Below are 25,615 nucleotides of genomic sequence, written 5' to 3' on the forward strand. Positions count from 1 at the left end.
TCATGAGCGACAGAGCCACCCTGCTCAAGGGCATTCGCGTCTGGCTGGTCTTCTTCGTCGTGTGTCTGGTGCTCAGTGGTGCCACCGCCTTTCCGCTGGTGCACGAACTGCGGTGGACGGAGGACGTCCTGCGGTCCCTGTCCGTGCCGCAGCATCTGCCCGGACTGATGGACTGGATCTCGCGGGTGAGGCAGGGGCTGGACACCGCCGATGCCGAGTACCCCTTCGTGCTGTACGGCACGGACTGGCTGGCGTTCGCGCACCTCGTCATCGCCGTCGCCTTCTACGGGCCCTACCGGGATCCGGTCCGCAACATCTGGGTGGTCGAATTCGGGATGATCGCCTGTGCAGGGATCATCCCGCTCGCGCTGATCTGCGGACCGGTCCGTCAGATCCCCTTCTGGTGGACCCTGATCGACATGTCGTTCGGGGTGTTCGGGGTCGTCCCGCTGTACGTCGTACGGAAGAAGATCAAGCGGCTGGAGGCGCTGACCCCGGCTCCCGCGACCGCGCTCGCTACCTGAGCGCCGCCAGGGCGATCCGCTGGGCCACCGGGTTCATGTCCTCGCCCTTGGCGTCCGTCGAGCCGACCGAGTAGACGAGGGTGCGGCTCAGGTCACGGGTCCCGCCGAGCACCGCGCTGTAGCCGTACCGGGCACCGGACTTGAGCCAGTAGACCCGGCCCTGGTACTCGAACCGCTGGAGCCCCGCACTGTAGGTGGCGCCCTTGATGCCCGCCGGGACCGTGAACATCTCCTCCAGCTGCGGTCCGGGCACGATCCGGCCCCGGAAGAGAGAGGTGAGCAGGCGTTCCAGGTCCGCCGTCGTGGAGATCATGTCACCGGCCGCCCACCGGTCCGCCTGGTTCCACTCCGTCACGTCGACGAACTCCGTCGTCCCGTCGGGCCGCTTCACCGTCTGGTAGCCGTGGTTGTGCGGGCCGTGGATACCGGGGTCGGTGCCCGGGAAGTACGTGTCCCGCATTCCGGCGGGGCGCAGCACGAGCCGCGTGGCCTCCGAGGCGTACGAGTGTCCCGTCACCTTCTCGATCAGCAGGCCGAGGATCGTGTAGTTGATGTTGAGGTAGTCCTGCTTCCGGCCCGGGCAGAACTCCGGCCCCTTGGCCACCGCCGACCTCACGACCCGCTCCGGGGTGATCGTGTCGAAGCGGTGCGCGTACTGGTCCTCGAAGGAGTCGCCCCAGCCGTCGCCCGCCCGGATGCCGCTGGTGTGGTTCAGCAGCTGCCGTACCGAGATCGGCTCGAAGGCCGGGGTGAGCAGGTCCGGGAGGTAGTGCTGGATCGGCGTGTCCAGGTCGATCCGGCCCTGCGCGGCCAGTTCGAGAACGGCCGCCGCCGTCACCACCTTTGTCGTCGAGCCGGCCCGGAAGCGGGCGTCGGGGTCCGCCGCCCGGCCGCTCGCCAGGTCGTGCACGCCCGCGTTGCCGCGCCAGCTGCCGTCGGTGCCGCCGACCCGGACCAGCGCGACGGTGGCGTCCGCGTCGGGCAGACTCGCGATCGCGGCGCGCAGGGACTCGGCGTCCGGGGCGGCCTTGGCGGTCATGGTGGGTGCGGAGGCCGGGGCCGTGGTGGCGAAGGCCGGGGTCGCCGCGAGGGAGAGGGTGAGGACGAGGGAGGAGGCGGCGAGGACGGTGGTGCGGTGACTGACACGCATCGGGTGCTCCTGAGGAGATCGGGGCCGGACTGCGGGAAGTTCGTGATCATCCTCCGGCCGCGCGCCGGCGCCCGGATCGTCGGCGGGGAGGGCATGTGGCCCTGATGTGTCCCCCCACTAAGTCGCCGGTTCCATAAGGGGGTTGTCCGGGTGGCCCCCTAAGTGCCGCGGATTCCGGAGAAGGCGTCGGACAGCGTGCGCTAGGGCGGAGAGCGCGGGCGGCGAAAAAGTGTTATTCCGGAGGCACCCACTCCGTCTCCGCACTGTGATCCCGGACATTGCCAACATCACGTCCCCGGTTGAGAGGGTGCGGGCGTGAGGACGGACGTGCACGGGCGGCAGTGGCGTGCCACCATCGAGGCCGCGCAGGTGGGTGACCGGCGGGCGCCGTCCGCCTCGCCCTCTGTCCCGCGCCGGACCGGGAAGGCGGAGCTCTACGGATCGGTCGTCGACGCCGTCGACCGGGCCCCCAGCCCGAGCGCGCGGCCCCGAGACCGGGATCACCAGCACCGGTGGCGCCAAGGCCGTCATGCAGCACCGCGGGGACAACGTGACCCTCAGCGGCAAGGGGTACGTCCTGGTCCGCTGGCAGATATCGCCGAAGAACCGGTCCGGAGCACTGGTCATGCGGGCCTGGACCGGACTGGAGGGCAGGCTGTTCCATGTCGCGTCGGGCGGCGGGCGCCGGATGGACGACGCGCTCGCGGGCAGCCCTGACGGCTACGCGACCGGCATGGGCGGCCCGGCCATCGGGTACGCCGTGCCGCCCGACGGCACCCAGCAGATGTGGCAGAACGAGTACTTCTACCTCGACGGCACGGTCACCCTCACCCAGAACGAACGGGGCTGCGACTACGGCATCATCGTCTTCCCGTCGACCTGGGACGCGGTCGACCAGGACATCGGCACCGGGCCTGCCCAGGGCGCGATCCGCTACGGCCTGGTGCGCGACAACGGCAAGGACTCCGCACCCGTACCGCAGTACGTCACCCGGACGACCCCGGCCGATGCGGCGACGGTCGCTCAGCGCTCGCGCGTGTAGCCTCCGTCGGCTTCGCGCAGCGCGCACAGGGTGTCGATGCGGTTCGTGGTGATCGAGTCCACGCCCAGGTCGACCAGGCGGCGCATGGAGCGGCGGGTGTCGGGGGTCCAGACGGACAGCAGGTGGCCGCCGCGGTGGACACGGGCGGCGAGGTCGTGGTCCACCAGCGCGAAGCGGTAGTTGAGCCAGCGCGGGCGCACCGCCTCCAGCACCGCCGGACGCGGCGGCGCGAGGCTCGTCCAGGTGAGGGCGATCTCGGCCGACGGGTCGGCGGCGCGCACCGCCAGCATCGCCTCGGCGCCCGCGCAGTAGTAGGCCCGGTCCCGCGCGCCGCACTGGTGGACGACGTCCAGGACGGCGCGTGCGGTCCGGCGGTCGACCCGCCCCGGCAGGTCGACCAGCACCCGGCTGCCGTCCGTCGCGGCGAGCGCGTCCGCCAGCGTCGGCACCCCGCCCGCCGTCAGCCCGCGCACCTCGTCCGCGGACAGTGACCGCAGCGGCCGGTCGTGCTCCCACAGCCGCTTCAGCGTCTCGTCGTGCAGTAGTACGGGTACGTCGTCACGGGTGAGCCGTACGTCGAACTCGACCGCGTCCGCGCCCTGCTGGAGCGCGGAACGCAGCGAGTCGAGCGTGTTCTCGCGGAAGCGGTAGGGGTCGCCGCGGTGGGCCACGGCGGTCAGGGTCTGCATGGGCCCATTGTGCGGGGCGTCAGGGCGCGAGCCACGCAGAGGTGTACGTGTCGATCTCCTCCGTGATCCGGGCCTTGCCCGCCGCGTCCAGGAAGGCGGCCTCGACCGCGTTCTTCGCCAGGCCGGCCAGGCCCTGCTCGTCGAGCTTGAGCAGCCGGGCGGCCACCGCGTACTCGGTGTTCAGGTCGGTGCCGAACATGGGCGGGTCGTCGGAGTTGATCGTGACCAGGACCCCGGCCCGGCTGAACTCCTTGATCGGGTGCTCGTCGAGCGTGCGGACCGCGCGCGTGGCGATGTTGGAGGTCGGGCAGACCTCCAGGGCGATGCGGTGCTCGGCGAGGTGGGCGAGCAGCTCCGGGTCCTGTGCCGAGCTGGTGCCGTGCCCGATGCGCTCGGCGCCCAGCTCCCGCAGGGCGTCCCAGACCGTCTCGGGGCCCGTCGTCTCGCCGGCGTGCGGTACGGACCGCAGCCCGGCGGCGATGGCACGGTCGAAGTACGGCTTGAACTGCGGCCTCGGTACGCCGATCTCCGGACCGCCGAGCCCGAAGGACACCAGCCCCTCCGGGCGGATCCGGTCGTCGGTGGCGAGCCGTGTCGTCTCCTCGGCGGCCTCCAGACCCGCCTCGCCCGGGATGTCGAAGCACCACCGCAGCACGGTCCCGAACTCGGCCTCGGCCGCCTTCCGGGCATCCTCGATCGCGTCCATGAAGGCGCGCTCGTCGATGCCGCGCCGGGTCGAGGAGAATGGCGTGATGGTCAGCTCGGCGTAGCGCACCTGCTGCCGGGCCAGGTCACGTGCCACCTCGTAGGTCAGCAGACGTACGTCCTCCGGAGTGCGGATGAGGTCGACGACGGACAGATACACGTCGATGAAGTGGGCGAAGTCCGTGAAGGTGAAGTAGTCGGCCAGGGCCTCGGGGTCGGTGGGGACCTTGGAGTCGGGGTGGCGGGCGGCCAGTTCCGAGACGATACGGGGGGAGGCGGAGCCGACGTGGTGGACATGCAGTTCGGCCTTGGGCAGTCCGGCGATGAAGGCGTGCGGATCGCGGGCGGCGGTGTCGGTCAAGGGTTCCTCCCCGGGAACGGCGCCGGCGGACCGTGGTCCGGGCGCGGGTGATCGGCTGATCGGTGATCCGGGTCATCGTAGGCCGGGCCCGACAGCGGCAGGAGCGACCCGTAGCATGACGGGACGCAGAGCAGAGGGGATCCCAGGCAATGGCCGACGAGGTGCCGCAGTCACCGGAGAACACCGCCGAGAACCGGTCGACTCCTCGGGACGACACCTCGTACGACTCAGGCTCCCCGGGTTCGCACGACTCGGGCTCCCCGGGTCCCTGGGCGCCGCCAGCCGACCGGGGACCTGCCGACGATGTCCCGTCGTCCGGGACGCCCGGATCGCCCGCGTGGGGCGCGGCTCCCGGGGTGCCCCTGGACAAGCCCGCCGGCGAGACTGCGGCCGAAGACCCCGTCCCACCGGCAACGCACCGGCCCGACCCCGACCCCTGGGCGCCCCCCGCCGACGACGCCCCGGCGGCCCGCCCCGGCCCCGGTGACACGGTGTTCTCCGGGGGGACCGGGACCGGAACCCCGCCCCCGCCCTCCGTCCACGACCAGCAGACCATCGCGTCCTTCCCGAACGAGCCCGCACCCCCGGCCTGGGCCAACCCCTTCGCGTCCCCGACGCCCCCGGCACCGAGCCCGTTCGCCCCGCCGAGCCCCGCGTCCCCGGCACCGAACCCGTTCGCCCCGCCGACCCCCGAGTCCCCTGCCGGGACCCCCTTCCCCCGCCCGCCCCCGCCTCGGCCGCGGGAAATCCCTTCGCCCCGCCCGCTGCGACAGGCCCTCACCGCCAGGACGCCCTCGTTCCGCCGCCGCCCATAGCCCCCGACGGCCCGGGTCAGGTGCCGTACGGCTACCCGGGCGGGCCCGCCGGGTACGGTTATCCGGCACCTCATGGCGCCCCGGGCGGGCCCCCCGGGTACGGCTACCCGGCACCGCACGGCGCCCCGGCCGGTTACTACGGATGGCCCGGTGTGCAGCCCATGCCGAGCAACGGCATGGGTACGGCCGGACTGGTGCTGGGCATTCTGGCGGCCATCACCTTCTGCCTGTGGCCCCTGGCCCTCGTGCTCGGCGTGCTGGGCGTGATCTTCGGCGGGATCGGCCGTGCCAAGGCCCGCCGCGGTGAGGCCACGAACCCGGGTCAGTCCCTGGCCGGCATCATCTGCGGCTCCGCGGGCATCGTCCTCGCCCTGGTGATGGTGGCGTTCGAGATCGCGAACGCCACCTGACGCTCGTACAACCTGCACCTGACGCCCGTACGCGAGGCCTCAGGCACCCTGGGCGATCCTCTCCCGCGCCTCCATCAACGCGAACCCCAGCAGGTTCGGACCCCGCCACCGCTCCGGGTGCATCGCCGCCTCGTCGTCCGCCGCGAGCCCGATGCCCCACACACGGTCGACGGGGCTCGCCTCTACCAGGACGCGGTTGCCCGTGTTCAGCAGGAACCCGCGCAGATCGGTGTGCGCGGTGAACTTGTGGACGCTGCCCTCCACGACGATCCGGAAGCGCTCCCGCTCCCATATCGCCTCGTCGAAGTCGCGCACCAGCCGCCCGGCCTTCTTGGCCTCGGAGGGATGGCCGGCCGCCAGAATCCGTCGCTCCGCCTCCGCGTCCCCGAAGAGCCGCGCCTTGCCCGCCATCATCCAGTGCTCGGCCGTCGCGTAGGCGACATCGTCGACCACGAACGGTGACGGCCACCACTGACTGAGACAGCCCGCCCCGATCTGCCCGTCCGGGCGCGGCCGGTGCCCCCAGAAGCACAGGTACCTGATGCGCGTGCCTGCGTGAACTTCCCTGGTCAGGGCGTCCAAACTGTCAATCTTCCCCATGCACGCGAGTGTGGCACGCACCACTGACACTCCGTCCTGCCTTTTCCGCGCCGACTCGACACCTGGTCGACAGATTCCGTCGCGTAACCAAAAGGCAACAACGGAATCACTTGTTGGACTCCCCTTGCTCTGTCAGGATCGGCACTCAAATCGAGCTGGAGCTACGCCACCCACCCCCTGGGACGGGACGACGGCGGAGGAGAGCGACATGGACAACCCGGGCACCGCGACCCCGGAACGATTCCCGGCGCGGGAGCGCCTCGCGGACGGTGCACAGTTCGTTGCCGGACGTCTGACCAAGGGCACGTCCGGCCGCCGCCACCCCGTGGTCGACCCCGCCACCGGCGAGGAGGTGTACACCTATGAACTGGCCGGGACGGACGACGTGGACGCGGCGGTCGCCGCGGCCCGTGCCGCCTTCCCGGGCTGGGCCGGCCTCACCCCCGGCGAGCGCTCCGACGCGTTGCACCGCTTCGCCGCCGTGCTCGCCGACCGCGCCGAGGAATTCGCCCGTGCCGAGTCCCTGCAGTGCGGCAAGCCGCTCAAGCTGACCCGCGAGTTCGATGTCCCGGGCACGATCGACAACATCGCGTTCTTCGCGGGCGCGGCCCGGCATCTGCAGGGGCAGTCCGCCGGTGAGTACTCGGGCGACCACACGTCCTACATCCGCCGTGAACCCATCGGCGTCGTCGGGTCCATCGCACCCTGGAACTACCCGCTCCAGATGGCCGCCTGGAAGATCCTCCCGGCGATCGCCGCGGGCAACACCATCGTGCTCAAGCCCGCCGAGCTCACGCCGCTGACCTCACTGCTCTTCGCCCAGGCAGCCACGGACGCCGGGATCCCCGAGGGTGTCGTCAACATCGTGACCGGCGCGGGCAAGGAGGCCGGTCAGCACCTCGTCGGCCACCCCGACGTGGCCATGACCTCCTTCACAGGCTCCACCGCGGTCGGCAAGCGTGTCGCGGAGATCGCCACCGCCACCGTCAAGCGCATCCACCTGGAGCTCGGCGGCAAGGCCCCCTTCGTCGTCTTCGACGACGCGGACCTGGAGGCGGCGGTCAACGGCGCGGTCGCCGGCGCGCTCATCAACACCGGGCAGGACTGCACGGCGGCCACGCGCGCGTACGTGCAGCGGCCGCTGTACGACGCGTTCGTCGAGAAGACCGCGGAACTGATGGACAGCGTCCGGCTCGGCGACCCGTTCGCCGCCGGCACCGATCTCGGCCCGCTCATCTCGCACGTCCAGCGCGACCGTGTGGCGGCCTTCGTCGACCGGGCGCGTGCCTACGCGCGCGTGGTGACCGGCGGTGAGGCTCCCCAGGGGGAGCTCAAGAACGGCGCGTACTATCGGCCCACCCTCGTCGCGGACGCGCCCCAGGACAGCGAGATCGTCCAGTCCGAGCTCTTCGGTCCGGTGCTGGTCGTTCTGCCGTTCGACAGTGATGATGAGGGCATCCGGCTGGCCAACGACACCCCGTACGGCCTCGCCGCCTCGGCCTGGAGCCGGGACGTCTACCGGGCGAACCGCGCCACCCGCGAGATCAAGGCGGGATGCGTATGGGTCAACGACCACATTCCGATCATCAGTGAGATGCCGCACGGCGGCTATAAGCAGTCCGGCTTCGGCAAGGACATGTCAACGTACTCGTTCGAGGAGTACACGCAGGTCAAGCACGTTATGTTCGACAACGCGGCGGTGGTCCGCAAGGACTGGCACCGCACGATCTTCGGGGACCGCTAGCGACAACAGGCCGCATGACCCGCGGCCGCCACCTCCCGAAAGGGCACCAAGCGCATGGAGCAGTACGAGCCCGACCGCCTGACCCCGGCCCAAGCGGCCGCCGTGCGGCGCAGCCTCCGCAACGGCAGGGCGGCCATGACCCGCCGGTCGCTGTTGCGCGCCTCCGCCGGGGGCGCGCTCACGGTCGGTGGACTCGGGGCGCTGAGCGCCTGCGGCATCCCCGCGGCCGGCAAGACCCAGGGCGGCACGTCCGCCGAGGACCACTCGAAGCAGGAGAAGGTCGTCAACTTCTCCAACTGGACCGAGTACATCGACCTCGACGACAGCGGCAAGCACCACCCGACGCTGGAGACGTTCGCCAGGCGGACTGGCATACAGGTCAAGTACACCGAGGACATCAACGACAACAACGAGTTCTTCGCCAAGATCAAGCCGCAGCTCGCCGCGGGCCAGGACACCGGCCGCGACCTCGTCGTCCTCACCGACTGGCTGGCCGCCCGGATGATCCGTCTGGGCTGGGTCCAGAAACTGGACCCGTCCAACCTGCCGCATGCGTACACCAACCTGTCGCCGCAGTTCCGCAACCCCGACTGGGACCCGGGCCGCGCCTACTCGTACCCGTGGCAGGGCATCCCGACGATCATCGCCTTCAACAAGAAGGCGCTCGACGGCATCGAGGTGAAGTCGGTCTCCGACCTGCTCGACAACCCCAAGCTCAAGGGCCGTGTGTCGTTCCTGTCCGAGATGCGCGACAGCATCGGCATGACCCTGCTCGACATGGGCAAGGACCCGGCGAAGTTCACCGACGACGACTTCGACGCCGTCATAGCCCGGCTGCAGAAGGCCGTCGACAAGGGCCAGATCCGCCGCTTCACCGGCAACGACTACACCTCGGACCTGACCAAGGGCGACATCGCGGCCTGCGTGGCCTGGGCCGGCGACATCGTCCAGCTGAAGCACGACAGCCCGGACGTCGACTTCATCATCCCGGACAGCGGCTACATGACGTCGACCGACAACATGCTGGTTCCCAACAAGGCGCGTCACAAGACGAACGCCGAGCGGCTGATCGACTTCTACTACGAGCCGGAGCAGGCCGCCGCGCTCGCCGCGTACATCAACTACGCGACTCCCGTAGAAGGCGTGAAGCCCTACCTTGCCAAGATCGACAAGGACGCGGCGAACAACCCGCTGATCGTCCCCGACAAGGCCATGCAGGCCAAGTCCCACTCCTTCCGCTCGCTGAGCCAGAAGGAAGAGACGGCCTACGAAGAGAAGTTCGCGAAGCTCACAGGGGCGTGACGATGATGACGACAGACACCAGCGGCGACGTCCGCCTCACCGGGATCAGCAAGACCTACGGCTCCTTCACCGCCGTACACCCGCTCGACCTGACCGTGCCACAGGGCTCCTTCTTCGCCCTGCTCGGCGCCTCGGGCTGCGGCAAGACCACCACCCTGCGCATGATCGCCGGTCTGGAGGAGCCTTCCTCCGGCACCGTGCACCTCGGCGAGCAGGAGGTGACCCATCTGCCGCCGTACAAGCGGCCGGTGAACACCGTCTTCCAGTCGTACGCGCTCTTCCCGCACCTGGACATCTTCGAGAACGTCGCCTTCGGTCTGCGCCGGCGCGGGATCAAGAGCGTCAAGAAGCAGGTCGAGGAGATGCTCGACCTGGTCCAGCTCGGCGAGCAGGCGCGCAAGAAACCGCACCAGCTCTCCGGCGGTCAGCAGCAGCGCGTCGCGGTCGCCCGCGCGCTGATCAACCACCCCAAGGTGCTGCTCCTGGACGAGCCGCTCGGCGCCCTCGACCTCAAGCTGCGCCGCCAGATGCAGCTGGAGCTCAAGCGCATCCAGACCGAGGTCGGCATCACCTTCATCCATGTCACGCACGACCAGGAGGAGGCCATGACCATGGCCGACACGGTCGCCGTGATGAACGCGGGCCGCGTCGAGCAGCTCGGCTCGCCCGCCGACCTGTACGAGAACCCGCAGACCACGTTCGTCGCCAACTTCCTCGGCACCTCCAACCTCATCAAGGCCGAGGTCGACAGCAAGAACGGCGGGGACATCGTCCTCAAGGCGGGCGGCGGCAAGCTGGTGCTGCCCGAGGCACGCTGTTCGGCCCCGACGCGGACCGGCGGCAAGGTCCTCGTCGGCATCCGCCCGGAGAAGATCTCCCTCACGCACGCCGACGACGCGGGCTCCATCCCCGAGGGCCGCAACCACATCAGCGGAAAGATCGCCGACTCCAGTTTCATCGGCGTCTCCACGCAGTACGTCATCGACAGCGCCGTCTGCCCCGAGTTCGAGGTCTACGCCCAGAACATCGAGCGCGACGCCCGGCTGGTGCCGGGAGCGGACGTGGTCCTGCACTGGAGCCCCGCCCACACCTTCGGTCTGGACGCGGACCAGGACATCGACGCGGGTGTGGAGACGGTCGACGAGGAGGCCGCCTGAGATGGCCGCTGTCACCGAGGCGCCACCCCTGACGCCGACCCCCGAGAAGAAGCCCCCGCGCAAGCGCGGCAAGTGGACCCCCTACTGGCTGCTGCTGCCCGGCATCCTCTGGCTGATCATCTTCTTCGCGCTGCCGATGATCTACCAGGCCTCCACGTCCGTGCAGACGGGCTCCCTGGAGGAGGGCTACAAGGTCACCTGGCACTTCGCGACCTACTGGGACGCGCTGGCCGAGTACTGGCCGCAGTTCCTCCGCTCGGTGTTCTACGCCGCCGGCGCGACCGTCCTGTGCCTGCTGCTCGGCTACCCGCTGGCCTATCTGATCGCCTTCCGCGCCGGCCGCTGGCGGAACCTGATCATGATCCTGGTGATCGCCCCGTTCTTCACCAGCTTCCTGATCCGCACCCTGGCCTGGAAGACGATCCTCGCGGACAACGGCCCGGTCGTGGGCGCCCTCAACACGCTGCACGTCCTGGACGTCACCAGCTGGCTCGGCTGGACCGCGGGCGACCGTGTCCTCGCGACGCCACTCGCCGTGGTGTGCGGTCTGACGTACAACTTCCTGCCGTTCATGATCCTGCCGCTCTACACCTCGCTCGAGCGGATCGACGGCCGGCTGCACGAGGCCGCGGGCGATCTGTACGCCAAGCCCTGGACGACCTTCCGCAAGGTCACCTTCCCGCTGTCGATGCCCGGTGTGGTCTCCGGGACGCTGCTGACGTTCATCCCGGCGGCCGGTGACTACGTCAACGCCGAACTCCTCGGCTCCACCGACACCCGAATGATCGGCAACGTCATCCAGACACAGTTCCTGCGGATTCTGGACTATCCGACGGCCGCCGCTCTCTCCTTCATCCTCATGGCCGCGATCCTTCTCATGGTCACGATCTACATTCGCCGGTCCGGGACGGAGGACCTGGTCTGATGCCCTTCGTCAACTGGCTCAAGCGCCATCTCGTCGTCATCGCGGGACTTCTGACGCTCGCCTATCTGCTGCTGCCCAACGTCGTCGTCACGGTGTTCTCCTTCAACAAACCGAAGGGGCGCTTCAACTACGAATGGCAGCAGTTCTCCACGGACGCCTGGAAGGACCCGTGCGGCGTCGCCGACATGTGCGGCTCGCTGTCCCTCAGCCTCCAGATCGCCCTGTGGGCGACGATCGGCGCCACGCTGCTCGGCACGATGATCGCCTTCGCGCTCGTCCGCTACCGCTTCCGCGCACGCGGCGCCGTGAACTCGCTGATCTTCCTGCCCATGGCCATGCCCGAGGTCGTCATGGCCGCCTCGCTGCTCACCCTGTTCCTCAACATGGGCGCCCAGCTGGGCTTCTGGACGATCCTGATCGCGCACATCATGTTCTGCCTCAGCTTCGTCGTCACCGCGGTCAAGGCGCGCGTGATGTCGATGGACCCGCGCCTGGAGCAGGCGGCACAGGACCTGTACGCCGGTCCCGCGCAGACCTTCCTGAGGGTCACCCTGCCCATCGCGGCCCCCGGAATCGCCGCGGGCGCGCTGCTCTCCTTCGCGCTCTCCTTCGACGATTTCATCATCACCAATTTCAACGCGGGCTCGACCGTCACCTTCCCCATGTTCGTGTGGGGCTCGGCGCAGCGCGGCACGCCCGTCCAGATCAATGTCATCGGTACGGCCATGTTCCTGGTCGCCGTACTGCTCGTGCTGTCCTCGATGGTCGTCACGAACCGCCGCAACAAGCAAAAGGCATGACCGGAAGAACTCTGTAGGGAGTTGAAATCATGGCCCCAAGCGCCATGACCCGTTGGACCAAGTCTCTTTCCGAAGCACAGCCGGTCCCGTACTGGCTCGAAGACCCCGGCAAGCCCCACCCCGAGCCCGCCCTGACCGGCGCCGAGACCTGCGACCTGCTGGTCGTCGGCGGCGGCTACAGCGGACTGTGGACCGCGCTCAACGCCAAGGAGCGCGACCCGCAGCGGGACGTGGTGCTGCTGGAAGGCCGTGAGGTGGGCTGGGCCGCCTCGGGCCGCAACGGCGGCTTCTGCGCCGCCTCCCTCACGCACGGACTGCCCAACGGTCTCGCCCGCTGGCCGGACGAGATCCACACGCTCCACGAGCTGGGCGAGCGCAACCTCGACGAGATCGAGAAGGCGGTCGCCCGGCACTCCCTCGACTGCGAATTCGAGCGCACGGGCGAGATCGACGTCGCCACCGAGACCTACCAGGCGTCGGAACTGCGTGACTGGCACCGCGAGATGCAGGAGAAGGGCCTGGCCGACGGCATCGAGTTCCTGGACGCGGACGCCGTGCGCGAGCAGGTGAACTCGCCGACCTTCGAGGCGGGCCTGTGGGACCGCCGGGGCGTGGCCATGCTCCACCCGGCCAAGCTCGCCTGGGGCCTGAAGCGCGCCTGCCTCCAGCTGGGCGTGCGTGTCTACGAGCACACGCCCGCCCTGGACCTGAAGCCGTACGGCGCGGGCATGGCCGTACGCACCCCGTACGGCTCGGTGCGCGCCCGCCGGGTCGCGCTGGGCACCAACATCTTCCCGAGCCTGCTCAAGCGGGTCCGGGCGTACACCGTGCCGGTCTACGACTACGCCCTGATGACCGAGCCGCTGAGCGAGCAGCAGCTCGCCGGGATCGGCTGGCGCGGCCGCCAGGGCCTCGGGGACAGCGCCAACCAGTTCCACTACTTCCGGCTGTCGGCCGACAACCGGATCCTGTGGGGCGGGTACGACGCGATCTACCCCTACGGCGGCCGCGTCCGCGCCGAGTACGACGACCGCCCCGAGACCTACGCCAAGCTCGCCGGGCACTTCTTCACCTGCTTCCCGCAGCTGGAGGGCGTCCGCTTCACGCACGCGTGGGGCGGCGCGATCGACACCTGCTCACGCTTCTCGGCGTTCTTCGGCACCGCCCACCAGGGCAAGGTGGCGTACGCGGCGGGCTACACGGGCCTCGGCGTGGGCGCCACCCGGTTCGGCGCCGATGTGATGCTGGACCTGCTGGCGGGCGAGGACACCGAGCGCACCCGCCTGCAGATGGTCCGCAAGAAGCCGCTGCCCTTCCCGCCCGAGCCCTTCGCCTGGACCGGCATCGCCCTCACCAAGTGGTCGCTGGCCCGCGCGGACGCACACGGCGGGCGGCGCAACCTGTGGCTGAGGACGATGGACCGGCTGGGCCTGGGCTTCGACAGCTGAGCCCGGCCGGGAGTGGCCTGGTTCACTCCAAGGAGGGACCACAACCCGCGTAATGCCTGCTGAGGACCTCCCTCTCTCCTGCTGACGCGACCGCGTCGACGGGAGAGGGGGAGGTCTTCTCATGACTGGAGCAAAGAGGGCGGTCGAGTGGCTGGCATCCGTCGCACCGGATCCCGATGCCTGCCGCCGGGAGTGGGAGCGCAACCCCCGGGGGTTGACACTGCTGCCGGCCGGCAAGGCGTGGGACGTGCTCGTCGTGCCGGCTGCCCTCGGCCGCCCGACGCTCGACGTACTCACCCGCATACTCGACCGGCCCGGCCCGGTGCTGGCCTACCCCGGCGACGAACGGATGGGCTTCTTCGTGCCCCCGGGCACAGCCGAACGCTGGCTCGGCACGGGCATCCGCACGGTCGGCACGGGCACCTGGATCGTCGTGCCGCACCCGGGCCGGCCGTCCGGCGGGGTCCGCTGGCTGGTCGGGCCGGACGGCTTGGGCACGCTCACTGATCCGGTGCTGTTGGAGCTGGCGTTGCATGAGGCGGTGGCTCGTCTGGTGACGGATGAGGCCGGGTAGTGGGTACGGCGGTCCTGTTTACGTGTCTTTGACGCTCTGTCCGTCGCGGCCACCGGCGTGCAGCACGCCTGGGCCGGGCGTGAGATCGCGGGTGCACATGGGCGCGGTGATCCCGGCGGCGTACCGGCACGGGCCGTCACCGGGTGTGGCGCGCAGTTCGGCCATGCCCGCCGCCGCACCCGGGTGTGGCCCAGGGCACCGTGTCCCGCAGCTGCCGTCGGAGGTCTTGACAACCGGATTGGTCTGGACCAAGTTGAGCGCACTCCACCCCTCCCATTCCCCCCATGCCCGGAGGCACTTGTGGATCGCGTCAGACCCCGTACCAGGTCCCTCCTCGCCGCGCTCACGGCAGCGCTCCTGGCCGTACCCGGTATCACCGTGCTCTCGTCGGCCGCACGTGCGGCCGACGCGGATCTCGCCAAGAACGGTGGCTTCGAGTCCGGTCTCGACGGCTGGAGCTGTACGGCGAACAGTGGAACGAACGTCAACTCTCCTGTGCACGGCGGCACTTCGGCCCTCCAGGCGACCCCGGCCGGCAGTGACAACGCCCAGTGCGCGCAGACCGTGACGGTGAAACCCGACTCCCAGTACACCCTGTCCGGCTACGTCCGCGGCTCCTACGTCTACCTCGGCGCAAGCGGCACCGGCACCACCGACGTCTCCACCTGGACCCAGTCGGCCCCCGCCTGGCAGCAGCTCAGCACGACCTTCCGTACCGGTGCCGCCACCACCAAGGTCACCATCTACACCCACGGGTGGTACGGCACCGGCGCCTACTACGCCGACGACATCTCCCTGACCGGCCCCGGCGTCGACCCGGGACAGCCGCCCGCGGCCCCGACCGGCCTCAAGGTGGGCACCGTCACCTCCTCCAGCGTCGCCCTGTCCTGGACGGCGGTCACCGGCGCCACCGGCTACACGGTCTATCGCGACGGGGTCAAGGACCGGACGGTGAGCGGCACTTCGGCGACCGTGAGCGGCCTGACGCCCTCGACGGCGTACGGCTTCCAGGTCGCCGCCGTCAACGACGCGGGGGAGTCCGCGAAGTCCGCGACGGTGACCGCCACGACGACCGCAGGACCCGGCGGCTCGACCGACCTGTCCACCCACGCCCTGGTCGGCTACCTCCACACCACCTTCGCCAACGGCTCCGGCTACACCCGTCTCGCCGACGTCCCCGACAGCTGGGACGTCATCGACCTGGCCTTCGGCGAGCCGACCTCGGTGACGTCAGGCGACATCCGCTTCAACCGCTGCCCGGTCACCGAGTGCCCGAACGTCGAGAGCGACGCCGACTTCAAGGCGGCGGTCAGGGCCAAGCAGGCGGTCGGCAAGAAGGTGCTGATCTCCATCGGAGGCCAGAACGGCCAGGTGCAGCTGACCAGCACGGCGGCCCGTGACACCTTCGTCTCCTCCGTCTCCAGGATCATCGACGACTACGGCCTCGACGGCCTGGACATCGACTTCGAGGGCCACTCGCTGTCGCTCGACGTCAACGACACGGACTTCAAGAACCCGACGACACCCGTCGTCGTCAACCTCATCTCGGCCCTGAAGACCCTCAAGGCCCGCTACGGCGCGAAGTTCGTCCTCTCGATGGCCCCCGAGACCTTCTTCGTGCAGATGGGCTACCAGTACTACGGCACCGGCAAGTGGGGCGGCCAGGACCCGCGCTGCGGGGCCTACCTCCCCGTCATATACGCCCTGCGCGACGATCTGACGCTCCTGCACGTCCAGGACTACAACTCGGGCCCGATCATGGGCCTCGACAACCAGTACCACTCGATGGGCGGCGCCGACTTCCACATCGCCATGACCGACATGCTCCTCACCGGCTTCCCGGTCGCGGGCGACGCGAACAACGTCTTCCCGCCACTGCGCCCCGACCAGGTGGCGATCGGCATGCCCGCGTCCACCAACGCGGGCAACGGCTATGTCTCCCCGTCGGAGGTCACCAAGACCCTCGACTGTCTGACGAAGAGGTCGAACTGCGGCTCGTACGCCACCCACGGCAGCTGGCCCGCCCTGCGCGGCCTGATGACCTGGTCGGTCAACTGGGACCGGTTCGCCAACTGGGAGTTCCAGAAGAACTTCGACGCGTACTTCGGCTGAGGAACACCCACAGCGCGAACAGCAGCACGAAGCACAGACACCAACTGGCCACGACGTCCAGCGGCCAGTGGTAGCCGCGCCGGATCAGCCCGAAACCGACACCGAGGTTGACCACGGCACACCCGGCCACCAGCAGCCGCCGGGCGAGCGCCGTGACGAGCCACGGGAGGAGGATCAGCGTCGCCGCGCCGTACGCGACGGCCGCGGTGGCCGTATGGCCGGACGGGTAGAAGCCGCCCGCCCAGGGCATGACCGGGGTTCCCGGACGGTCGGTCCAGGCCTTCAACGGCACGACGATCGCCGGGACCAGGGCCATCAGGACGGCGGCGGCGACCGGTGGCAGCCACCAGCGGTCGGCGCCGTCGCGGCGGCCCAGCCAGAGGACGAGGCCTATGGCGACCGCGAGCACCGGCACCGCCACCTGCACATTGCCCAGGTCGGACAGGGCCGCCGAGAACCGGTCGGGATGGACGAGGGCGCGGCTCACCCGCTCGTCCACGCGAAGCAGCGGGCCGTCGGCCATCACCTGCCAGGTGATCAGGACGAAGAGGAGGAGGGGTACGGCGGTCACGGGCCACAGCCTCTCAGGAGTCCTCATCAGCGCTGCCGGGACTCCTTGAGAACGCCGATTCCCACCCGATCGGTGTCATCCGGATCGCCGTTGAGCCGGTGGACCACGACCCAGCGGCCGTCGTTCGTCGCCCCGGCGAAGACCGACGCGTCGCGGGTGGCCCCGTTGTGCCAGCGCAGCGGCCCGGCCGTCTGCCAGGTCGGGGCGGGATCCCCCAGCCGGCGCTCCACGAGCAGACGTACGAGCAGATCGGCCGCCGCGCGAGGAGTGGCCCACAGACCGCCGGCCGGCAGGATCGGGCCCGCCATCGTCCAGGGCCTGCGGGTTCCCCCGAACAGGCCGGGCGCCAGCAGGCGTCGCGCGGGATCGGGGTCGGCGCTCACCTCGGCCACGTCCAGCGGCCGGAGCACATGCTCGGTGACCAGCTCCTCGTACGAGGTGCCGGTCGCGGCGGCCAGGGCCGCACCGAGAACGGCGTAGCCGAGGTTGGAGTACTCCTCCTCCTGGCCCGCGGGCCGGACCGCGATCGAGTCGAGCCGGTTCAGCACGTCGCGCAGCGCGCGGTCGTCGAACGGCGTGTACGGGTCCCGGCCGGCGGCCTGCGGCGGCAGCCGGGGGAGGCCGGAGGTGTGCTCGGCCAGCTGCCGCAGGGTGATCCCGGTCCCGGGCGCGGCGGGCAGCCAGCGCTCCACGGGGTCGTCGAGGGTGAGGGCGCCGGCTGCCGCCAGGCGCATGAGCGCGGTGCCGGTGAGGACCTTGGTGAGGGAGCCGATCTGTACGAAGCGGTCGACGGCATGGCCGTTGCTGACGCTCGGCGGCTCGGAGGCACTGAGAACACATGTCGGAATGCGACGCATGGTCACCAGTGTGGGAGAAGGAGGTCGGCCGCCCCGGAACAGGGGGGGTAGTTCCGAGGCGGCCGTCCGGATCGGAACGCCGCGCGCCCCGGGGGGTTTGGGGCGGGCGACTGTCCGATCGGTGAGGAGATTCCGAGGCCGAAGGCCCCGGTTGTGTGCGCGAGGGCACGACCAGGTCGAAGCTGGGGAGGCGACGGCCTGATGTCGCCCACAGTCCCCTGTGGGCGGGGTGTATCTCTCATCTGAGGAAGAACCTACGGCAGGGGGTGGCTCCAAGACAGACGGAATCGCGTCCCGCCATCCACCTCGCACACCTTCTTCACACGGCCTGACGCTGGGCGCCGGACTGTGACTCAGATACGCGCGAACGCCTGCTCGATGATGTCGAGGCCCTCGTTCAGCAGGTCCTCGCCGATGACCAGCGGGGGCAGGAAACGCAGCACGTTGCCGTAGGTGCCACAGGTCAGGACCAGCAGGCCCTCCTGGTGGCAGGCCTTGGCGAGGGCGGCGGTGGCCTCCGGGTTCGGCTCCTTCGTCGTACGGTCCTTGACCAGCTCGATGGCGATCATCGCGCCACGGCCGCGGACGTCGCCGATGATGTCGAACTTCTCGGCCATCGCGCCCAGGCGCGCCTTCATGACCGCCTCGATGTTCTTGGCCTTGGCGTTGAGGTCGAGCTCCTTCATGGTCTCGATGGAACCGAGCGCACCGGCGCAGGCGACCGGGTTGCCGCCGTAGGTGCCGCCGAGGCCGCCCGCGTGCGCGGCGTCCATGATCTCGGCGCGGCCGGTGACGGCGGCGAGCGGCAGACCGCCCGCGATGCCCTTGGCCGTGGTGATCAGGTCGGGGACGATGCCCTCGTCCTCGCAGGCGAACCACTGGCCGGTGCGGCAGAAGCCCGACTGGATCTCGTCGGCGACGAAGACGATGCCGTTGTCGTTGGCGAACTTCACGATCTCCGGCAGGAAGCCCTTGGCCGGCTCGATGAAGCCGCCCTCGCCGAGCACCGGCTCGATGATGATCGCGGCGATGTTGTCCGCGCCGACCTGCTTGGACATCTGGTCGATGGCCGTCTTGGCGGCCTCGGGGCCCGCGTTCTCCGGGCCGGTCGGCCAGCGGTAGGCGTAGGCGACCGGGACGCGGTAGACCTCGGGGGCGAAGGGACCGAAGCCGTGCTTGTACGGCATGTTCTTGGCGGTGAGCGCCATCGTCAGGTTGGTCCGGCCGTGGTAGCCGTGGTCGAACACGACGACGGCCTGGCGCTTGGTGTACGCACGCGCGATCTTGACGGCGTTCTCGACGGCCTCGGCGCCCGAGTTGAACAGCGCGGACTTCTTGGCATGGTCACCCGGGGTGAGCTCGGCGAGGGCCTCGGCGACCGCCACATAGCCCTCGTACGGGGTGACCATGAAACAGGTGTGGGTGAAGTCGGCCAGCTGGGCGCTCGCACGGCGTACGACGGCCTCGGCGGAGGCGCCGACCGAGGTCACGGCGATGCCGGAGCCGAAGTCGATCAGGCGGTTGCCGTCGACGTCCTCGATGATGCCGCCGCCGGCGCGCGCGGTGAACACGGGCAGCACGGAGCCGACGCCCTGCGCGACCACGGCGCTGCGGCGGGCCTGCAGCTCCTGCGACTTCGGGCCGGGGATGGCGGTGACGACGCGGCGCTCCTGCGGAAGTGCGCTCATGAGGGGCTCCCGGGGGTATTACGGACTCTTGTCTACTTTTCTTTTCTCGCAGGCTAGGACCGGGAATGGGGGGCGGGCATGCTCCATGTGGGCGTTGTCGGGACCCGCGGTTGTCCGCGGTGGACATAGCGGGGCGACGGCGCGGCCGGACCCGGTTCGGCCCGCTCGGCCGCGTAAGCGGTGAACTCCCCTTGCGGGGGCGTTAGATTGACTCGCTGATGGTGCACGGTACGGCTGGTCAGGGGGAAAGGGCGATGGACAGCGACGGGACGCAGGACACGCGGGGTATGCATGCGAATCCCGTACCGCGTCCGGCGATGCCACAGGACGCTCCCGCGATGCCCCGCGAGGCGCCCTCGGTACCGCCTCGGCCGACTCATGCCCCGGGGGTTCCGCCGCTGCCCGACGGATCGGCGTTCCTGGCCTGGCTGCGGGCGCCCCGGCCGGAGGCGGCCCCGGGAATGTGGCGGTTCGGGCACCGGCCGCGGCCGGAGAAGGAGCCGGAGCTCATCCCGGCTAGGCAACTGCTGAGCGGGGCGCTGATTGCGTTCCTCGTCGGATGGCTGCTCTGGTCGCTGCTGTGGAACGGCTACCTCGGCGGCTGGTGGCTGCTGCCCTTCAATGCCATGGTGGACTCTTGGACGGCGCCCAACTCGTACAGCCGCGTAATGTTCGGTTATGCGTGGTACGTCGTTGTTGCGCTTGCGATCATGATCACTGTGGGCCGACTCGGCCGCTGGGGTGAGGTCTGGCGGCGCTACGGGCCCCCTGCCTGGACCCAGGCCGAGCCCACGATGGAGAAACCGCCCGCTCCGGAGGAAGACCCCGCCCAGTGGCCCCACCTGCGCGCCGCCGGGGCTGCCGACGCCGCCGACCGGCTCGCCGCCGATGCCCGCTCCGGGCTCATGCGGGACGTCGACCTGGCCCGCATCGCCCGCGCCTGGCAGGGCGTGCGCAGCGGTCGGCACAGCCTCGCCGCCTTCACCGCCGCCGTCGTCAAGGACGGCGCCGCCGCCTGTCTGCACCCCTCGGGGGAGCGAGACCTGCTAGGCCGCCTCGCCCGGCACGACCTGGTCACGGGGCAGGTGCGGCTCGGGACCACCGCGGACGACCCGCGCAACCCCTACCACTACCGCGGCTCCGGACTCGCCCTCGGCCCCGACCTGCTCGGCACCTCCCTGCTCGCCGTGGGCCCGGCCGGCTCCGGCAAGACCGGCAGTGTCGTACGGCCGCTCGCGGAGTCGCTGTGCCTGCATGCGCTCGCCGGACGAGCCTCCGTCGTGGTGGTCGGCGGGGCAGGCGCCGGGCTCGGCACGGCCGATGCGTACGACGTCGTCGTACGGATCGCCCACCCCGAATCCGTGTACGACCTTGACCTTTACGGCGGCACCACCGACCCGGATGAGGCCGCCGCCATACTCGCCGAAGCCCTCGTCGGCGACCTCGCCGACCCGCACCCGGGAGGCGACAGCCGTCGTTCCACCACCGTCCTTGCCCAGCTGCTCGGACCTTTCCGGGCGGTCCACGCCCGCTTCCCCTCCGTACCGGAGCTGCGTCAGCTGCTCGACGGAACCCCTGGTCCGCTGGCCGCGCTCCGCAAGGCGCTGCAGGACACCGGGCAGGAGTTGCTGCTGCGCGAACTCGACGCGCGCGAGCGGCAGATGGACCACCCCGGGGACGTGGGTGCGGTGCTCGCCGACCGGATCGCGTTGCTCGACCGGCCTGCCTTCGCCGGGTTCTTCGACACCTCCGGGCAGTCCCGGCCCTTCTCGCTCCAGGCGCTTGACCACCCGGTGCGGGTCCGTATCGACCTGCCCGAGCGCGGGCACGCGGACGCCTCGCGGATCCTGGCGCGGCTGGTGCTCGCCCAGTTCACGGCGAGCGTCACGGTGCGGGAGGACCGGTCGCTGTTCGCCTGTCTGCTCCTGGACGACGCGACCGGAGCGGTGACCCCGGAGGCCGTGCGTGGGATCCAGCGGCTGCGCTCCGCCAATGCCGGTGCCGTGCTCACTCTGCGCACCCTGGACGACGTACCGCGCCCGCTGCGCGGGCCGCTGCTGGGTGCCGCGGGATGCCGGATGGCCCTGTCCGGGCTCACCCCGTGGGACGGTCAGGACTTCGCCGAGGTGTGGGGCAAGGAGTGGACCGAGGCGCGGGACGTGACCGACCGGCAGATCATCGCCGAGACTCCGGCCGGCAAGGCGGTGCATGTGCTGCGCCGGGTGATCACCGGCAAGGCGCCGACCGCCCGGGCGGTGACCGTCCGGCAGGTCGAGCGGGAGCGCTGGTCCGCGTCCGAGCTGGCGCACGGGGTGCCGCCGGGGCACGCGGTGCTGTCGCTGACGAACGTCAAGGGCGAGCACGCCCCGCCCCTGCTGGTGGATCTCACGGGCTGAGGTCCGACCATGAGGCCACCCGGTCTCCATACGGTGAGGCAGAATCGGCATAGGCTGTTCATACGAAGCGGCCAAATGATCGCAATGGTCACCCGATCTCCCCAGACCTGAAGGCCTCATGCCCCCGACGCTCGCCTCGCTCGTCCACCACTCCGCGCTCAAGCTGACCGTGCGGGCGGGCGAGGACCGCCTGGACGTACCCGTCCGCTGGGCGCACGGCAGCGAGCTGGCCGACCCCGTGCCCTACATGGAGGGCGGGGAACTGCTGCTGATCACCGCGCTGAAGCTGGATGCCGAGGACCCCGAGGCGATGCGCCGGTATGTGAAGCGGCTGGTCGGCGCCGGAGTCGTCGGGCTCGGGTTCGCCGTCGGCGTCAACTACGACGAGATCCCCCAGGCCCTGGTCGACGCGGCCGAACAGGAGGGCCTGCCCCTGCTGGAGGTGCCGCGCCGCACCCCCTTCCTCGCGATCAGCAAGGCCGTGTCCGCCGCGATCGCCGCCGACCAGTACCGCGCGGTCACGGCCGGGTTCGCCGCCCAGCGGGAGCTGACCAGGCAGGCGCTGATCGCGGGCCCGGAGGGACTGCTCGCCGCGCTCGCCGCGCAGGTCGACGGCTGGACGGCCCTGTACGACGCCTCGGGCGCCGTCGTCGCGACCGCGCCGGAATGGGCCGGGCGGCGCGCGGCACGGATCACCGCGGACGTGGAGCGGCTGCGGGAGCGGCCCGCGCCCGCCTCCTCGGTGGTCGGCAGCCCGGAGACCGAGGACCGCGTCGAACTGCACTCCCTGGGCACCGGCAGGCGCCCGCGGGCCGCACTCGCCGTCGGCACCGCCGCCGCCCTCGGCACCGCCGAGCGGTACGCCGTCCACTCCGCGATCGCCCTGCTCACCCTCACCACCGAGCGCTCCCGCTCGCTGCAGGCGGCCGAGCAGCGGATCGGCGCGGCCGTGCTGCGGATGCTGCTGGCCGGGCAGCCGGACCACGCCCGTGCCGTCGCCGGGGGTCTGTACGGCGGGCTCCTGGACGCGCCGTTCCGGGTGATCCTCGCCGAGCCGGTGTCCGCGTCGGCCGCCCGAGCACACGCGGACGCCCACGCCCACTCGGGCGTGCCGGTACCGGTGGCCAAGCCCAGCCCGGCCGGCGCGCTGGCCGCCGCCGACGCGGGCGGCGATCCGCTGGGCGGGCTCGCGGAGACCGTGGAGGCCGCCGCCGCGCGCTCCGGGGAGGCCGTGCTGGTCGTCCCCGAGGGGGAGCGGCTGGTCGTGCTGGCCGGGGACGGGGGAGCGGCGGTCACCGCATGCACGGAGTACGCGCAGGCGCTGGAGGCGGCACGGGCCGTACCCGAACAGGCCGCAGTGGACGAGGACGAGCTGGTCGTGGGCCTGTCGGCGCCGGCCGGGCCGATCGCCGCGGCCGCCGCGTACAAGCAGGCCGAACAGGCGCTGTCGGTGGCCCGGCGGCGCGGGCGGGTGCTCGTGGAGCACGAGCAGCTGGCGGCGGGCTCGGTGCTGCCGCTGCTGGCCGACGACGCGGTGAAGGCGTTCGCGGACGGCCTGCTGCGCCCGCTGTACGAGCACGACGCGATCGGGCGCGGCGACCTGGTGGCCTCCCTGCGCGCCTGGCTCTCCCGGCACGGCCAGTGGGACGCGGCCGCGGCCGACCTCGGTGTGCACCGACACACGCTGCGGTACCGGATGCGAAGGGTCGAGGAGATCCTGGGCCGCTCCCTGGACGATCCGGACGTACGGATGGAGCTGTGGCTGGCCCTGAAGGCGACCACCCCCGAGTAGCCGCACAAAGACAGCCCGTCTGGGGGTACCCCCTGCTCGCAGAGCTTGGGGGAGTTTGAGGACGAGGCCGTTCAGGCCTATGGGGGTCCCGGGGGCGGAGCCCCCTGGCGGGGTCGAAGGCGCGGAGCCCCTGGGACGGGACGGGTAGGGGCGGCGGGGGCGGAAAACTCCCGGCCCCAGCCCCCCACCACGCCAATCCGGCACATCCCCACCCCCCACCACTACGACTCGGACAAGCGCCCCCCGCGCACCCCCGCCCTACCGTGGGACACGAACGCACATCCCCAACGCGGAAAGGCCGGGACTCGCACAATGACTTCCACCCACGCCTTCTGGCTCGCCGGCCGCCAGGTCACCGGCGAGGACACCTTCGACGTCACCTCCCCGTGGGACGGCCGACTCGTCGGCAAGGTCAGCGTGCCGACGGACGCCCAGGTCGAGGAGGCCGTGGCCGCCGCGTACGCCGTGCGGGACGAGTTCGCCGCCACCCCGGCCCATGTGCGCGCCGCCGCCCTGGACCACGTCAGCAAGCGCCTGGCCGAGCGCACCGAGGAGATCGCCCAGCTGATCTCCGCCGAGAACGGCAAGCCGATCAAGTGGGCGCGCGGCGAGGTCGGCCGTGCCGTGTCCGTGTTCCGGTTCGCGGCCGAGGAGGCCCGGCGGTTCAACGGCGGCGAGGCCCAGCGCCTCGACACCGACCTCGGCGGCCAGGGGCGCCTCGCGCTCACCCGCCGCTTCCCGAAGGGCGTCGTGCTCGGCATCGCGCCGTTCAACTTCCCGCTGAACCTGTGCGCCCACAAGGTCGCTCCGGCGATCGCCGTCGGCGCGCCGATCATCCTGAAGCCCGCCCCGGCCACCCCGCTCTCCGGCCTGATCCTCGGCGAGCTGCTCGCCGAGACCGACCTGCCGGCCGGTTCCTGGAGCGTGCTGCCGGTCGCCAACGACCGCATGCCCGCCCTGGTCCAGGACGAGCGTCTGCCCGTCATCTCCTTCACCGGCTCCGACAAGGTCGGCTACGCGATCATGGACTCGGTGCCGCGCAAGCACTGCACCCTGGAGCTGGGCGGCAACGGCGCGGCCGTCGTCCTCGGTGACTTCGCGAGCGACGCGGACCTGGACTGGGCCGCGACCCGCATCGCGACCTTCTCCAACTACCAGGGCGGCCAGTCCTGTATCTCGGTGCAGCGCGTGATCGTCGACGCCTCCGTCCACGACCGTCTGCTGCCGCGCATCGTCGCCGCCGTCGAGGCTCAGGCCACCGGCGACCCGTCCGACGACAAGACGGACGTCGGCCCGCTGGTCAGCGAGGCCGCCGCCGAGCGCGTCGAGTCCTGGGTGAAGGAGGCCGTCGAGGCCGGCGCCACCCTGCTCACCGGCGGTGACCGCGACGGCGCCTCCTACGCGCCGACCGTCCTCACCGACGTCCCGGCCGACACCACCATCGCCTGCGAGGAGGTCTTCGGACCGGTCCTCACCGTGCAGAAGGTGGACGGCGAGGCCGAGGCCTTCGCGGCGGTCAACTCCTCCAAGTACGGCCTGCAGGCGGGCGTGTTCACCCATGACCTCCAGGTCGCCTTCCGCGCCCACCGCGCGCTGGAGGTCGGCGGTGTGGTCATCGGCGACGTGCCGTCCTACCGCGCGGACCAGATGCCGTACGGCGGTGCCAAGCAGTCCGGTGTCGGCCGTGAGGGCGTGAAGTTCGCGATGGACGACTACACCTACGAGCGCGTGCTGGTCCTCACCGGACTCGCCCTCTAGACCACGTAGTTCACGGGACCGATTTCACCCAGGTCCCCCGAAGGGGCCCGGCACCGATGCCTTCCGGTGCCGGGCCCCTTCTCCGTGCCGGCCCCCTCCGGACCCTCAACCGGAGAAGCCGACGTGCGCGAGCCGCGCACCGGCCCGCGCAGCCTGACGCGGACGTCGTGCACGCCCTCGGTGACGATCCCGGCG

At 70.8% G+C, this 25,615-nt stretch carries 20 protein-coding genes and 2 pseudogenes; 14 read left to right on the plus strand and 8 right to left on the minus strand.

Annotated elements, in window-relative coordinates; all coding sequences use genetic code 11:
- Positions 1-2 precede the first annotated feature (2 nt).
- Positions 3-524, plus strand: coding sequence for a hypothetical protein (locus tag N8I87_RS29350; protein WP_263213248.1), 522 nt, complete (start codon positions 3-5; stop codon positions 522-524).
- Here N8I87_RS29350 and N8I87_RS29355 read toward each other — a convergent pair.
- Entirely contained in the window at positions 517-1,674 is a 1,158-nt protein-coding gene (locus N8I87_RS29355; RefSeq protein ID WP_263213250.1) for a serine hydrolase domain-containing protein, read from the minus strand. The genes N8I87_RS29350 and N8I87_RS29355 overlap by 8 nt on opposite strands.
- 384 nt (positions 1,675-2,058) lie before the next feature.
- On the opposite strand from N8I87_RS29355, the pseudogene N8I87_RS29360 reads away from it, so the two are divergent.
- A pseudogene (locus N8I87_RS29360) lies at positions 2,059-2,716 on the plus strand (sigma-70 family RNA polymerase sigma factor); the annotation flags it as partial.
- Here N8I87_RS29360 and N8I87_RS29365 read toward each other — a convergent pair.
- On the minus strand, positions 2,698-3,405 hold the full coding sequence (locus tag N8I87_RS29365) for a glycerophosphodiester phosphodiesterase (RefSeq protein ID WP_263213251.1): 708 nt from the start codon (positions 3,403-3,405) through the stop codon (positions 2,698-2,700). The pseudogene N8I87_RS29360 and the gene N8I87_RS29365 sit on opposite strands and share 19 nt — an antisense overlap.
- Positions 3,406-3,424: 19 nt before the next feature.
- Positions 3,425-4,566: pseudogene (locus N8I87_RS29370) on the minus strand (adenosine deaminase).
- Positions 4,567-5,447: 881 nt separating this feature from the next.
- On the opposite strand from N8I87_RS29370, the gene N8I87_RS29375 reads away from it, so the two are divergent.
- Positions 5,448-5,696, plus strand: coding sequence for a DUF4190 domain-containing protein (locus N8I87_RS29375; RefSeq protein WP_263213255.1), 249 nt, complete (start codon positions 5,448-5,450; stop codon positions 5,694-5,696).
- A gap of 39 nt (positions 5,697-5,735) precedes the next feature.
- Here the strand turns inward: N8I87_RS29375 and ybiA are convergent, their stop codons facing one another.
- Positions 5,736-6,296: a riboflavin biosynthesis intermediates N-glycosidase gene (gene ybiA, locus N8I87_RS29380; protein WP_263213257.1), complete on the minus strand. Its 561-nt coding sequence runs from the start codon at positions 6,294-6,296 to the stop codon at positions 5,736-5,738.
- Positions 6,297-6,504: 208 nt separating this feature from the next.
- Here ybiA and N8I87_RS29385 point away from each other — a divergent pair, with 208 nt between their 5' ends.
- The 7 genes from N8I87_RS29385 to N8I87_RS29415 all read left to right on the plus strand — a co-directional run bounded on the left by N8I87_RS29385 (position 6,505) and on the right by N8I87_RS29415 (position 14,246).
- The gene (locus tag N8I87_RS29385) at positions 6,505-8,040 is read left to right on the plus strand and encodes a gamma-aminobutyraldehyde dehydrogenase (protein ID WP_263213259.1); all 1,536 of its coding nucleotides are present in this window, start codon (positions 6,505-6,507) and stop codon (positions 8,038-8,040) included.
- Between the two features lie 54 nt (positions 8,041-8,094).
- Complete coding sequence (locus N8I87_RS29390; protein WP_263213260.1) at positions 8,095-9,342, plus strand: ABC transporter substrate-binding protein; 1,248 nt, start codon at positions 8,095-8,097, stop codon at positions 9,340-9,342.
- Between the two features lie 5 nt (positions 9,343-9,347).
- The gene (locus N8I87_RS29395; protein ID WP_263216727.1) at positions 9,348-10,499 is read left to right on the plus strand and encodes an ABC transporter ATP-binding protein; all 1,152 of its coding nucleotides are present in this window, start codon (positions 9,348-9,350) and stop codon (positions 10,497-10,499) included.
- Between the two features lies 1 nt (position 10,500).
- Positions 10,501-11,424, plus strand: coding sequence for an ABC transporter permease (locus N8I87_RS29400; protein WP_263213261.1), 924 nt, complete (start codon positions 10,501-10,503; stop codon positions 11,422-11,424).
- Complete coding sequence (locus N8I87_RS29405; protein WP_263213263.1) at positions 11,424-12,224, plus strand: ABC transporter permease; 801 nt, start codon at positions 11,424-11,426, stop codon at positions 12,222-12,224. Before N8I87_RS29400 ends, N8I87_RS29405 begins: the two co-directional genes overlap by 1 nt.
- A gap of 29 nt (positions 12,225-12,253) precedes the next feature.
- On the plus strand, positions 12,254-13,672 hold the full coding sequence (locus N8I87_RS29410) for an NAD(P)/FAD-dependent oxidoreductase (protein WP_263213264.1): 1,419 nt from the start codon (positions 12,254-12,256) through the stop codon (positions 13,670-13,672).
- A 121-nt stretch (positions 13,673-13,793) separates the two neighbouring features.
- On the plus strand, positions 13,794-14,246 hold the full coding sequence (locus tag N8I87_RS29415) for a bifunctional DNA primase/polymerase (RefSeq protein WP_263213265.1): 453 nt from the start codon (positions 13,794-13,796) through the stop codon (positions 14,244-14,246).
- Positions 14,247-14,264: 18 nt separating this feature from the next.
- Here the strand turns inward: N8I87_RS29415 and N8I87_RS29420 are convergent, their stop codons facing one another.
- Entirely contained in the window at positions 14,265-14,411 is a 147-nt protein-coding gene (locus tag N8I87_RS29420; RefSeq protein ID WP_263213266.1) for a hypothetical protein, read from the minus strand.
- Between the two features lie 135 nt (positions 14,412-14,546).
- Between N8I87_RS29420 and N8I87_RS29425 the strand changes: the two genes are divergently transcribed.
- Positions 14,547-16,358, plus strand: coding sequence for a chitinase (locus N8I87_RS29425; protein WP_263213267.1), 1,812 nt, complete (start codon positions 14,547-14,549; stop codon positions 16,356-16,358).
- Here the strand turns inward: N8I87_RS29425 and N8I87_RS29430 are convergent.
- From N8I87_RS29430 to gabT, 3 genes are all read right to left on the minus strand, one after another.
- Positions 16,297-16,956, minus strand: a complete 660-nt coding sequence (locus tag N8I87_RS29430; protein WP_263213268.1) for a phosphatase PAP2 family protein — start codon at positions 16,954-16,956, stop codon at positions 16,297-16,299. The genes N8I87_RS29425 and N8I87_RS29430 overlap by 62 nt on opposite strands.
- The gene (locus tag N8I87_RS29435; RefSeq protein ID WP_263213269.1) at positions 16,956-17,786 is read right to left on the minus strand and encodes a serine hydrolase domain-containing protein; all 831 of its coding nucleotides are present in this window, start codon (positions 17,784-17,786) and stop codon (positions 16,956-16,958) included. The genes N8I87_RS29430 and N8I87_RS29435 overlap by 1 nt, the downstream gene beginning before the upstream one ends.
- Positions 17,787-18,139: 353 nt before the next feature.
- Positions 18,140-19,474: a 4-aminobutyrate--2-oxoglutarate transaminase gene (gene gabT / locus N8I87_RS29445; protein WP_263213270.1), complete on the minus strand. Its 1,335-nt coding sequence runs from the start codon at positions 19,472-19,474 to the stop codon at positions 18,140-18,142.
- Positions 19,475-19,728: 254 nt separating this feature from the next.
- Between gabT and N8I87_RS29450 the strand changes: the two genes are divergently transcribed.
- The 3 genes from N8I87_RS29450 (at position 19,729) to N8I87_RS29460 (ending at position 25,420) form a co-directional block, all read left to right on the plus strand.
- Positions 19,729-21,870 carry an ATP-binding protein gene (locus tag N8I87_RS29450; RefSeq protein ID WP_263213272.1) on the plus strand — a complete coding sequence of 714 codons (2,142 nt, stop codon included), beginning with the start codon at positions 19,729-19,731 and terminating at the stop codon, positions 21,868-21,870.
- Positions 21,871-21,988: 118 nt separating this feature from the next.
- Positions 21,989-23,662 (plus strand): PucR family transcriptional regulator, encoded by a 1,674-nt coding sequence (locus tag N8I87_RS29455; protein ID WP_263213273.1) that lies wholly within the window; start codon positions 21,989-21,991, stop codon positions 23,660-23,662.
- Between the two features lie 312 nt (positions 23,663-23,974).
- Positions 23,975-25,420 carry an aldehyde dehydrogenase family protein gene (locus N8I87_RS29460; protein WP_263213274.1) on the plus strand — a complete coding sequence of 482 codons (1,446 nt, stop codon included), beginning with the start codon at positions 23,975-23,977 and terminating at the stop codon, positions 25,418-25,420.
- Positions 25,421-25,615 lie beyond the last annotated feature (195 nt).

It is taken from the genome of Streptomyces sp. HUAS 15-9 (genome assembly GCF_025642155.1).
Taxonomy (GTDB): Bacteria; Actinomycetota; Actinomycetes; order Streptomycetales; family Streptomycetaceae; genus Streptomyces.